The organism is Bacillus sp. MBGLi79 (assembly GCF_002953915.1).
Map to the genome: position 1 here is coordinate 230,616 of NZ_CP026521.1, position 11,153 is coordinate 241,768.

Annotated in this window: 10 protein-coding genes and 5 tRNA genes; 11 read left to right on the plus strand and 4 right to left on the minus strand. The window is 44.9% G+C overall.

Annotated elements, in window-relative coordinates; translation table 11 throughout:
- Positions 1–20: 20 nt before the first annotated feature.
- From C1T29_RS01320 to C1T29_RS01335, 4 genes are all read right to left on the minus strand, one after another.
- Positions 21–872, minus strand: a complete 852-nt coding sequence (locus tag C1T29_RS01320) for a MurR/RpiR family transcriptional regulator (protein WP_069839727.1) — start codon at positions 870–872, stop codon at positions 21–23.
- A 16-nt stretch (positions 873–888) separates the two neighbouring features.
- Entirely contained in the window at positions 889–1,803 is a 915-nt protein-coding gene (gene murQ, locus C1T29_RS01325; RefSeq protein WP_069839728.1) for an N-acetylmuramic acid 6-phosphate etherase, read from the minus strand.
- A gap of 109 nt (positions 1,804–1,912) precedes the next feature.
- Positions 1,913–2,395: a GNAT family N-acetyltransferase gene (locus C1T29_RS01330; protein ID WP_103749858.1), complete on the minus strand. Its 483-nt coding sequence runs from the start codon at positions 2,393–2,395 to the stop codon at positions 1,913–1,915.
- Positions 2,396–2,407: 12 nt separating this feature from the next.
- Entirely contained in the window at positions 2,408–2,863 is a 456-nt protein-coding gene (locus C1T29_RS01335) for a 2-thiouracil desulfurase family protein (RefSeq protein ID WP_069839730.1), read from the minus strand.
- A 179-nt stretch (positions 2,864–3,042) separates the two neighbouring features.
- On the opposite strand from C1T29_RS01335, the gene C1T29_RS01340 reads away from it, so the two are divergent.
- From C1T29_RS01340 to glmS, 11 genes are all read left to right on the plus strand, one after another.
- Positions 3,043–3,117, plus strand: a tRNA-Glu gene (locus tag C1T29_RS01340).
- A gap of 3 nt (positions 3,118–3,120) precedes the next feature.
- Positions 3,121–3,196: transfer RNA gene (locus C1T29_RS01345), tRNA-Val, on the plus strand.
- A gap of 4 nt (positions 3,197–3,200) precedes the next feature.
- Positions 3,201–3,273, plus strand: a tRNA-Thr gene (locus C1T29_RS01350).
- A 21-nt stretch (positions 3,274–3,294) separates the two neighbouring features.
- Positions 3,295–3,379 (plus strand) — tRNA-Tyr (locus C1T29_RS01355).
- Positions 3,380–3,383: 4 nt separating this feature from the next.
- Positions 3,384–3,455: transfer RNA gene (locus tag C1T29_RS01360), tRNA-Gln, on the plus strand.
- A gap of 229 nt (positions 3,456–3,684) precedes the next feature.
- A complete protein-coding gene (gene sigW, locus C1T29_RS01365; RefSeq protein WP_003223646.1) occupies positions 3,685–4,248 on the plus strand; it encodes an RNA polymerase sigma factor SigW in 564 nt (187 codons plus the stop codon).
- A 13-nt stretch (positions 4,249–4,261) separates the two neighbouring features.
- A complete protein-coding gene (gene rsiW, locus C1T29_RS01370) occupies positions 4,262–4,888 on the plus strand; it encodes an anti-sigma-W factor RsiW (protein WP_040084357.1) in 627 nt (208 codons plus the stop codon).
- A 159-nt stretch (positions 4,889–5,047) separates the two neighbouring features.
- Positions 5,048–5,869 (plus strand): diadenylate cyclase CdaA, encoded by an 822-nt coding sequence (cdaA, locus tag C1T29_RS01375; protein ID WP_014662568.1) that lies wholly within the window; start codon positions 5,048–5,050, stop codon positions 5,867–5,869.
- The gene (cdaR, locus tag C1T29_RS01380) at positions 5,862–7,304 is read left to right on the plus strand and encodes a CdaA regulatory protein CdaR (RefSeq protein WP_069839731.1); all 1,443 of its coding nucleotides are present in this window, start codon (positions 5,862–5,864) and stop codon (positions 7,302–7,304) included. Before cdaA ends, cdaR begins: the two co-directional genes overlap by 8 nt.
- Positions 7,305–7,322: 18 nt before the next feature.
- On the plus strand, positions 7,323–8,669 hold the full coding sequence (glmM, locus tag C1T29_RS01385) for a phosphoglucosamine mutase (protein WP_014112449.1): 1,347 nt from the start codon (positions 7,323–7,325) through the stop codon (positions 8,667–8,669).
- A gap of 433 nt (positions 8,670–9,102) precedes the next feature.
- Positions 9,103–10,905, plus strand: coding sequence for a glutamine--fructose-6-phosphate transaminase (isomerizing) (gene glmS, locus C1T29_RS01390; RefSeq protein WP_014662572.1), 1,803 nt, complete (start codon positions 9,103–9,105; stop codon positions 10,903–10,905).
- Positions 10,906–11,153 lie beyond the last annotated feature (248 nt).

Sequence of the window (11,153 nt, forward strand, 5' to 3'; positions counted from 1 at the left end):
CCCCTCCCCTTCAAGATGCTTTATTTTTTTCTCATAGATTGTATGGCTTCTCTTGTTTTATCGATATAGCTGGTTGTTTCTTCATATTGCTCAGCCGCCATGCCTAAAAACAATACATCTATCATAAAAAGCTGGGCGAGACGGGAGGAAGTGGCTGCACTTCGAATCAAGGCTTCGTTGGAATGGGCTGTATACAATGGGACGTCAGCCAGTGCGGAGACGGATGTCTGACTGAATTGTGTGAGGCTGATCGTTGTGATGCCTTTTTTCTTAGCCATGGCAAGCAGTTCAATGATTTCCTGCGTCTCTCCTGAGAACGAAATGGCGAATACGATGTCGTCTTTATCTGCATTTGCGATTAAAGATGCCACAAGATGAGTGTCTGTAAACGCGGTTGCTTGTTTATGAATGCGAAGCCACTTTTGCTGAGCGTCCTTGGCGACAATGCCGGAAGCCCCGACGCCGATAAAATGCACAGTGTGAGCTTTGAGAAGCAGAGAAACCGCTTGTTCCAGTTCTTTGTAGTCCATCAGGTCTGAAGTATCCTGAATGGCTTGAATGGCATTGCCGGCCGCTTTTTCGGAAATAGAGGGCAGCGGCTCGTGGGGAACAATATCACGGTAGCCCTGAAACGTAGGCTTTGCCAGATCGCCCGCTACTCTCATTTTTAAATCTTGAAATCCCTTTAATCCGAGTGATTTGCAGAGCCTGATGACGGCAGCGTCACTTGAATTGGCTAAGGTGCTGATTTCGCTGACGGTGCTTTCGATTGCTTTGTGTGGATGGGTTAGGATATAATCTGCAAGTTTACGCTCGGATGGAGGGAGTTTATGCTTCATTGATTGGATGATCGCTAAACCGCCTGTTGCCATTCTAGTTCTCTCCTTATCATGAATGGTAATTTTCGATTGCTTTATCAATGAAACCGTTTGCTTCATCGAGTAATGTCTTTGCTTGTTTCTGATCTGTGCTGGTTTTGAGCATAACGATTGCTGTTTTGACGTGATGATCGGCTTGTTCCAGGGTTTTCCTGGCTGTTTCGTATGAAACGTTTGTAAGGATTTGGATGATGCTGATGGCGCGTTCTTTTAGTTTTTTGTTGCTGACGTTGACGTCTACCATCAAGTTTTCGTAGACCTTGCCGATTTTTACCATTACAGCGGTAGATATCATGTTTAGAATCATTTTATGAGCGGTTGCAGCTTTCATACGTGTTGATCCTGTAATGGCCTCAGGTCCGACGACAACCTCAATGCTGTGGTCCGCATCCTTGCTGATGACGGAATTTTCATTGCAAGTAAGGGCGATGGTGTGCGCTCCGACTTCGCGGGCGTATCTTAGGGCGCCTGCGGCGTAAGGTGTACGGCCGCTTGCTGCGATGGCAATGACGGTGTCATTTGACGTGAGCTGTATGTTTCTTAAATCCTCAGCTCCTGCTTTTTCACTGTCTTCAATGCCCTCTGCTGCCTGTAAAAAGGCTTCGGGGCCTCCAGCCATGATTCCGATGACCTGATCAGGACTTACGCTGTAAGTGGGAGGACATTCAACAGCATCCATGATGCCGAGTCTGCCGCTTGTGCCTGCGCCTGTATATATGAGCCGGCCTCCATGTTGAAATGAATCATACGCGCAGTCTACAGCTGTTTTGATGTCGGGGAGAACCTCCTGAACGGCTGCAGCGACTTTCATATCTTCGTTGTTGATCATTTTGAGGATGCCGAGAGTGTTTGCTTTGTGGATTTCAACCGTTTGGCTATTGCGTGATTCCGTTGTAAGATGATGAAGGTTTAGTGATTCTGACATGAGGATGCCCCCTGTTTTAAAATGATATATCTCAATATTCAGTATATTCATTTCTGTTATGATATTTCAACTATGTTTTTACATTTTTGAAATTTTATTTCACTCAAGACTATAAGAAATGATGAAGGATCAACTGTTCTCCAAGCGGCCCGATTCTTCGCCGTCCTTTATCAATGAACCCGCATTTCATATAAAGGTGTTTTGCGTGTATGTTCAGATGATTGACGGCCAAGATGATTTCGTCGCACCATGGAAAGTATCCGCTCACAAAAGAGGGAAGCAAAAGCATGGCTTTTTTCGCGTACCCTTTTCCGTGATGCACAGCGTTTAAAGACAGGGAGCTGAGCAGTAAAGCAAATGGATTGTTAGAATAGGAAGCTAGCGTTTCTTTTGATGCATGTAAAATGAAAAAACCGACTGGAAGATCGTCTTTTAAGATGACAACCGGGTATCGGTCCTGTATGCCCAGAGCCTGAGACAGCACCTCTTTCGGGAGGGAGGTAAAGCGTTTGTCATCGTTGGTGAGCGTGAATGATTGAAGCTCGGGCAAGTGTTCAGGCTTATAGAAGGATAAAGAAATGTCTTGAGTCATGGGGTGGCCTCCTTACAATATGTCGTCTAGCTGGTTTTCTGAAATGACGCGGTAGCCCGCTTGTTTTAGCAGTGCGGCGGTTACTCCGCTGCCGGGGATTTTTTTGCCAGAGAATGTGCCGTTATAGATAAAGCCGCTTCCGCAAGATGGACTGTTTTCTTTTAATATGACGGCAGTGGCGTTGATTTCTTTTGCGTAAGCCAATGTTTTCGCGGCACCTTCCATATATAGCTCTGTGACGTCTTCTCCTGAAGCTGTCACGATTTTTGCGGTTCCATTGAGGACATCCTCGCCGGTGCCTCCTATGATTTCTGCGGGTTCACGGGGGGTTGAAAAGCCGCCAAGAAGTTCAGGGCAAGCCATGACTGCTCTATTTTTAGCGACGAGTTTTCTGATTTTCTCAGACGCTGCGTGAGAGCCGTTATATCTGCACTCAATGCCTCCAAGGCAGGAACTGACTAGAATCATATTGGTTTCTCCTCTCTTGCTTTGCTTGTCTCTATCATAAAATAAATGACTTTAGTTGGGAGGCTTTTTCAGTTAAAAAAGGAGTTAAAAAGTTTGAAAATAAAAAATTTAATTTTTCTCTTTACAAACAGGGGGTGACCTGTATATAATAACTTTTGTCAGCTCGACGAGAACACAACGGCCCGTTGGTCAAGCGGTTAAGACACCGCCCTTTCACGGCGGTAACACGGGTTCGAATCCCGTACGGGTCACCATTTGGAGGATTAGCTCAGCTGGGAGAGCATCTGCCTTACAAGCAGAGGGTCGGCGGTTCGAGCCCGTCATCCTCCACCATCTTGCCGGTGTAGCTCAATTGGTAGAGCAACTGACTTGTAATCAGTAGGTTGGGGGTTCAAGTCCTCTTGCCGGCACTGTTTTTCTAAATTTAATGTGGAGGGGTAGCGAAGTGGCTAAACGCGGCGGACTGTAAATCCGCTCCCTCAGGGTTCGGCAGTTCGAATCTGCCCCCCTCCACCATTATTGGGCTATAGCCAAGCGGTAAGGCAACGGACTTTGACTCCGTCATGCGTTGGTTCGAATCCAGCTAGCCCAGTCACAGACACCTTTGACCAAAAGGTGTCTTTTTTCTTTTTTAAAATTCATTCCAACTTCTAACTGTTCAGTCTGTATAATAATTTTAAAAATATGTTAAGGTAGTTTATTCACGAATTACCATCTACACCCTGCCAAAAATTTGATAAACTTATTTTATAAAAAAATTGAAACCTTTTGAAACGAAGCTCGTATACATACAGACCGGTGAAGGCAGAGGTTAGATAAATATGGAAATGATGATTAAAAAAAGAATTAAACAAGTCAAAAAAGGCGACCAGGATGCATTTGCGGACATCGTAGATATTTACAAAGATAAAATTTATCAGCTTTGCTACCGTATGCTTGGCAATGTGCATGAGGCGGAGGATATTGCACAGGAGGCTTTCATCAGAGCGTACGTTAATATCGACAGTTTTGATATTAACCGGAAATTTTCAACTTGGCTTTATCGAATCGCGACCAATTTGACCATTGACCGCATTCGCAAAAAGAAGCCGGATTATTACCTCGATGCAGAGGTGGCTGGTACAGAAGGCTTGACCATGTATTCCCAAATCGCCGCAGATGGTGTTTTGCCTGAAGATGCAGTTGTGTCGCTGGAGCTCTCAAACACGATTCAGCAGAAAATTTTAAAGCTTCCTGACAAATACAGAACAGTCATCGTATTAAAGTATATTGACGAACTCTCATTAATTGAAATCGGGGAGATTCTAAACATTCCTGTGGGGACTGTGAAAACGCGGATTCACAGAGGCAGAGAGGCTCTTAGAAAACAATTAAGGGATCTTTAAGTGGGGTGATGAAATGAGCTGTCCTGAACAAATTGTGCAGCTTATGCATATGCATCTTGATGGAGATATCCTTCCAAAAGATGAACACGTATTAAATGAACATCTGGAGACATGCGAGACATGCAGAAAGCATTTTTACGAGATGGAGAAATCTATAGCGCTCGTACGGAGCACATCGCATGTCGAAGCCCCCGCGGATTTTACCGCTAATGTCATGGCAAAATTGCCTAAGGAGAAGAAAAGAGCTTCTGTGAAAAGATGGTTCAGAAGCCATCCCGTTATCGCAGCTGCTGCGGTATTCATCATTTTGATGGGCGGAGGTTTTTTTAACAGCTGGCATAATGACCACAATTTCAGCGTGTCCAAGCAGCCGAATCTTGTGGTTCATAATCATACTGTGACCGTGCCGGAAGGTGAGACGGTTAAAGGTGATGTCACTGTCAAAAACGGCAAGCTGATTATTAAAGGCAAAATAGACGGGGATGTAACCGTCGTGAACGGCGAAAAGTATATGGCCTCTGCTGGACAAGTCACCGGTCAAATTGAAGAAATCAATCAATTATTCGACTGGACATGGTACAAGATGAAGTCTGCGGGGAAAAGTGTACTCAATGCATTCAATCCGAACGGAGAAGAGTAAAGCGCGTTAGCCGCTTTGCTCTTTTTTTGCGGGCTGAGCGGCTGACACATTTCACTTGCTAAATCGATATGTGGTATAATGGGCTCGCTATGTAAAGTACATATGCGTAACACGTAAAACACAAAATACGAAATGACTGAAATCTTGGAGGACGAGGAAATGGCTTTTGAGGATATCCCTTTTTTGCAGTACCTCGGCAATGCCGTTGATATTCTCCTTGTTTGGTATGTGATATATAAATTGATTATGGTGATACGCGGCACGAAAGCGGTTCAGCTGTTAAAAGGAATTGTAGTCATCGTGCTTGTTCGTATGGCCAGCCAATATTTGGGCCTCAGCACACTTCAGTGGCTGATGGACCAAGCGATAACATGGGGATTTTTAGCAATTATTATTATCTTTCAGCCTGAGCTGAGAAGAGCGCTTGAACAGCTAGGCCGCGGCCGCTTTTTTTCAAGGAGCGGCACGCCTGTAGAAGAAGCGCAGCAGAAAACGATTGAGGCCATCACAAAAGCGATCAATTATATGGCGAAACGTCGTATAGGCGCCCTGCTGACCATTGAGCGGGATACTGGAATGGGGGATTATATTGAGACCGGCATACCACTGAATGCCAAAGTCAGCTCTGAGCTGCTGATTAATATTTTTATCCCAAACACCCCGCTTCATGACGGTGCGGTGATTATGAAGAATAATGAAATTGCCGCGGCCGCCTGTTATTTGCCGCTTTCTGAAAGCCCGTTTATTTCAAAAGAATTGGGCACGCGGCACAGAGCGGCTGTCGGCATCAGTGAAGTAACAGACAGTTTGACGATTATTGTGTCTGAAGAGACCGGCGGCGTCAGTGTGGCAAAGAACGGCGACCTTCACAGAGAGCTGACAGAAGAAGCGCTGAAAGAAATGCTTGAAGCCGAGTTTAAGAAAAACACCAGAGACACTTCTTCTATCCGCTGGTATTGGAGGGGCAAGAAAAATGGATAAATTCTTAAACAACCGCTGGGCTGTGAAAATCATTGCTCTGCTTTTCGCGCTCTTGCTTTATGTGGCTGTTAACAGCAACCAAGCACCGACTCCGAAAAAACCGGGTGAATCTTTCTTTCCGACATCAACAACTGATGAAGCAACTCTGACCGATATTCCGGTTAAAGCGTATTATGATGATGAAAATTACGTCGTGACAGGTGTTCCGCAAACGGTTAATGTCACGATAAAAGGCTCGACAAGTGCCGTGAAAAAGGCTAGGCAGACCAAGAACTTTGAAATATACGCCGATATGGAACATTTGAAAACCGGCACACATAAGGTTGAGCTTAAGGCCAAAAATGTGTCGGATGGGCTGACAATCTCAATTAATCCGTCTGTTACGACAGTGACCATACAGGAACGGACGACCAAAAGCTTTCCTGTAGAGGTGGAGTACTACAATAAAAGCAAGATGAAAAAAGGCTATTCTCCGGAGCAGCCGATTGTCAGTCCGAAAAATGTGCAGATTACCGGATCTAAAAATGTGATCGATAATATTTCTCTTGTCAAAGCTTCAGTGAATTTGGAAAACGCAGATGAAACGATTGAAAAGGAAGCGAAAGTGACTGTCTATGATAAAGACGGAAACGCGCTTCCTGTCGACGTTGAGCCCTCGGTCATCAAGATTACCGTTCCGGTGACAAGCCCAAGTAAAAAAGTGCCCTTTAAAATTGAACGGACAGGAAGCCTTCCTGACGGTGTCAGCATAGCGAAAATTGAATCCAGCCCCAGTGAGGTAACGGTTTACGGCTCACAGGATGTGTTGGATTCTCTTGAATTTATTGATGGCGTCAGCTTAGATTTAAGCAAAATTAACAAGGATTCCGATATCGAGGCAGATATTCCGCTTCCTGACGGCGTCAAAAAAATCTCGCCGTCAAAGGTGACTTTGCATATAGAAGTCGATAGTGAAGCGGATCAGAAGTTTGAGAATGTCTCTATCAAGACTGTAGGGCTGAGCAGTTCACAAAACATTGAATTTCTTGATCCTGAATCACAAGCGATAGACATAACGGCTAAAGGCTCTCCTGCGAATATAAAAAAACTGAAAAAATCGGATATCGAATTGTATGTGAATGTTTCAGATTTAGAGGACGGGGAGCATAGCGTGAAGCTTGAAGTAAACGGACCTCAGAATGTAACCTGGTCCTTGGGGCAGAAAAACGCCAAAATCAAGCTGACATCCAAAAAAAGCAATACATCAACGAATGATAACAGCAGCAATACATCAGGAAATCAGGATGACACAGACAAACAAACAAATGATCAAAAGAACAATCAGCAAGAAGATACAAAGAACACTGATAAAAACAGCAACGATCAAAACCAAGACGAAAACCAAGATCAGGATGAGGATGAATCCACTGCGGATTCACAATCCTCATCGGAATAAAAAAGGAGCGATTACAAAATGGGCAAGTATTTTGGAACAGACGGTGTAAGAGGTGTCGCCAATAGTGAGCTTACACCTGAGCTGGCCTTTAAAGTCGGACGTTTCGGCGGTTATGTGCTGACAAAAGACAAACAACGTCCAAAAGTGCTGATAGGCCGCGATACACGCATCTCCGGCCATATGCTGGAGGGAGCCCTTGTCGCCGGACTTTTATCCATTGGCGCAGAAGTCATGCGTCTGGGTGTCATTTCTACACCGGGTGTATCCTATTTGACAAAAGCGATGGATGCAGAGGCGGGCGTCATGATTTCCGCTTCTCATAACCCAGTGCAGGATAACGGCATCAAGTTCTTTGGGGGAGACGGATTCAAGCTTTCTGATGAACAGGAGGCTGAAATTGAGCGCCTGATGGACGAACCTGAGGATAAGCTGCCAAGACCGGTCGGAGCCGATCTTGGGCTTGTTAACGATTATTTTGAAGGCGGACAAAAATATCTGCAATTCTTAAAACAGACAGCCGATGAAGATTTCACAGGCATTCATGTGGCACTTGACTGTGCTCATGGCGCAACGTCATCCTTGGCGACACACCTGTTTGCTGATTTAGATGCCGATGTTTCAACAATGGGGACTTCCCCGAACGGATTAAACATTAATGACGGCGTCGGATCGACTCATCCTGAAGCGCTCAGCGCGTTTGTCAAAGAGAAAAACGCCGATCTCGGCCTTGCGTTCGATGGTGATGGCGACCGCCTGATTGCTGTTGATGAAAAAGGAAATATCGTTGATGGCGACCAAATCATGTACATATGCTCAAAACACCTGAAATCAGAGGGTCGCTTAAAGGATGATACAGTGGTTTCAACCGTGATGAGCAACCTCGGCTTCTATAAGGCGCTCGAGAAAGAAGGCATCAAAAGCGTGCAGACAGCTGTCGGAGACCGCTATGTAGTAGAAGCAATGAAAAAAGATGGCTATAATGTCGGCGGAGAGCAGTCAGGACATCTTATTTTCCTTGATTACAACACGACAGGGGACGGATTATTGTCTGCTATTATGCTGATGAACACTTTGAAAGCAACAGGCAAGCCTCTGTCAGAGCTTGCAGCTGAAATGCAAAAGTTCCCGCAGCTGTTAGTCAATGTGAGAGTGACTGATAAATATAAAGTTGAAGAAAATGAAAAAGTAAAAGCAGTTATTTCTGAAGTTGAAAAAGAAATGAACGGCGACGGCCGGATTTTGGTGCGCCCTTCAGGAACTGAACCGCTCGTCCGTGTCATGGCTGAAGCGAAGACGAAAGAGCTGTGCGATGAGTATGTCAATCGCATTGTTGAAGTCGTCCGGTCAGAAATGGGATTAGAGTAACGAAGTCTCTAATCAGAGAGCGAACAAGACAAGCGACGTTTACATATGATAATTGTGAGACATACGGCAAAGTTGTTTAAAAAACAATTGACCGTTTATGCCACATGCTGTAAAATCAAGCTTGTCTTGTTCTTACTTTCTTAATAGGAAAAGTAGACGGGATTATGGATTTACCTATAATTATAGCGCCCGAACTAAGCGCCCGGAAAAAGGCTTAGTTGACGAGGATGGAGGTTATCGAATTTTCGGCGGATGCCTCCCGGCTGAGTATACAGATCACAGCCGTAAGGATTTCTTCAAACCAAGGGGGTGACTCCTTGAACAAAGAGAAATCACATGATCTTCCAAAAAACATGTAGGAGGGGACGATTGAAAGTCCCCTTGAAATTTGACTTTCTTCGTCTCCTTTTACCATCTTAGGAGGAAGAAAAATATGTGTGGAATCGTAGGTTATATCGGTCAGCTTGATGCGAAGGAAATTTTATTAAAAGGGTTAGAAAAGCTTGAGTATCGCGGATATGACTCTGCTGGTATTGCTGTTGCCAATGAACAGGGGATCCATGTGTTCAAAGAAAAAGGACGCATTGCAGATCTTCGTGAAGTTGTGGATGCCAATGTAGAAGCGAAAGCCGGAATTGGGCATACTCGCTGGGCAACACACGGCGAACCAAGCTATCTGAACGCTCACCCGCATCAAAGCGCACTGGGCCGCTTTACACTTGTTCATAACGGCGTGATCGAGAACTATGTTCAGCTGAAGCAAGAGTATTTGCAAGATGTAGAGCTTAAAAGTGACACCGATACAGAAGTGGTCGTTCAAGTAATCGAGCAATTCGTCAATGGAGGACTTGAGACAGAAGAAGCGTTCCGCAAAACACTTACACTGTTAAAAGGCTCTTATGCAATTGCTTTATTCGATAACGACAACAGAGAAACGATTTTTGTAGCGAAAAACAAAAGCCCTCTATTAGTAGGCCTTGGAGACACATTCAACGTCGTAGCATCTGATGCGATGGCGATGCTTCAAGTAACCAACGAATATGTTGAGCTGATGGATAAAGAAATGGTTATCGTCACTGATGACCAAGTTGTCATCAAAAACCTTGATGGTGACGTGATTACACGTGCGTCTTATATTGCTGAGCTTGATGCCAGTGATATCGAAAAAGGCACGTACCCTCACTACATGTTGAAAGAAACGGATGAGCAGCCAGTTGTTATGCGCAAAATCATCCAAACGTATCAAGATGAAAACGGCAAGCTGTCTGTGCCTGGCGATATCGCTTCCGCTGTAGCGGAAGCGGACCGCATCTATATCATTGGCTGCGGAACAAGCTACCATGCAGGACTTGTCGGTAAACAATATATTGAAATGTGGGCAAACGTGCCGGTTGAAGTGCATGTAGCGAGTGAATTCTCCTACAATATGCCGCTTCTGTCTAAGAAACCGCTCTTCATTTTCCTTTCTCAAAGCGGAGAAACAGCAGATAGCCGCGCGGTTCTCGTTCAAGTCAAAGCGCTCGGACACAAAGCCCTGACAATCACAAACGTACCTGGATCAACGCTCTCTCGTGAAGCTGACTATACATTGCTGCTTCATGCAGGCCCTGAAATCGCTGTTGCGTCAACGAAGGCATACACTGCACAAATCGCAGTTCTTGCGGTTCTTGCTTCTGTGGCTGCTGACAAAAATGGCATCGATATCGGATTTGACCTCGTCAAAGAACTCGGTATCGCGGCAAACGCAATGGAAGCTTTATGCGACCAGAAAGACGAAATGGAAATGATCGCCCGTGAATATCTGACTGTATCCAGAAACGCTTTCTTCATCGGACGCGGTCTTGACTACTTCGTATGTGTCGAAGGGGCACTGAAGCTGAAAGAGATTTCTTACATCCAGGCAGAAGGCTTTGCCGGCGGAGAGCTGAAGCACGGAACGATTGCCCTGATCGAACAAGGCACACCAGTATTCGCACTGGCAACACAAGAGCACGTAAACCTAAGCATCCGCGGAAACGTCAAAGAAGTTGCTGCTCGCGGAGCCAACACATGCATCATCTCACTGAAAGGCCTAGACGATGCGGATGACAGATTCGTACTGCCGGAAGTAAACCCAGCGCTTGCTCCGTTGGTATCTGTTGTTCCATTGCAGCTGATCGCTTACTATGCTGCGCTTCATCGCGGCTGTGATGTTGATAAACCGCGTAACCTTGCGAAAAGTGTTACTGTGGAGTAAAATGTTTAACCCCTTTGGTTGTTTTTGTAGCTTTAAAATAAAGTTACGACGTTTATAAAAATGTTGCGATGCTTTTTCCCTTAGACAATTTTTGTCTAAGGGTATTTTTCTATTTTAACTAAAGAGGCAGGTAACTAAAAATTATAAGGGGATTCCAATTGATTTTGGGTCCCCTTTTTACATAAATGATGTGACACCAATCTTACAAAAATGTAACTGTAATATCAAATAATGTAATTTGATTCGAT

What these genes read in the sequence shown, in the direction of transcription:
- murQ (WP_069839728.1), bottom strand. Translation starts at nt 1,803, where the DNA reads ATGTCAGAATCACTAAACCTTCATCATCTTACAACGGAATCACGCAAT.
- cdaA (WP_014662568.1), top strand. Translation starts at nt 5,048, where the DNA reads ATGGCTTTTGAGGATATCCCTTTTTTGCAGTACCTCGGCAATGCCGTT.
- sigW (WP_003223646.1), top strand. Translation starts at nt 3,685, where the DNA reads ATGGAAATGATGATTAAAAAAAGAATTAAACAAGTCAAAAAAGGCGAC.
- rsiW (WP_040084357.1), top strand. Translation starts at nt 4,262, where the DNA reads ATGAGCTGTCCTGAACAAATTGTGCAGCTTATGCATATGCATCTTGAT.
- C1T29_RS01320 (WP_069839727.1), bottom strand. Translation starts at nt 872, where the DNA reads ATGGCAACAGGCGGTTTAGCGATCATCCAATCAATGAAGCATAAACTC.
- glmS (WP_014662572.1), top strand. Translation starts at nt 9,103, where the DNA reads ATGTGTGGAATCGTAGGTTATATCGGTCAGCTTGATGCGAAGGAAATT.
- C1T29_RS01330 (WP_103749858.1), bottom strand. Translation starts at nt 2,395, where the DNA reads ATGACTCAAGACATTTCTTTATCCTTCTATAAGCCTGAACACTTGCCC.
- cdaR (WP_069839731.1), top strand. Translation starts at nt 5,862, where the DNA reads ATGGATAAATTCTTAAACAACCGCTGGGCTGTGAAAATCATTGCTCTG.
- C1T29_RS01335 (WP_069839730.1), bottom strand. Translation starts at nt 2,863, where the DNA reads ATGATTCTAGTCAGTTCCTGCCTTGGAGGCATTGAGTGCAGATATAAC.
- glmM (WP_014112449.1), top strand. Translation starts at nt 7,323, where the DNA reads ATGGGCAAGTATTTTGGAACAGACGGTGTAAGAGGTGTCGCCAATAGT.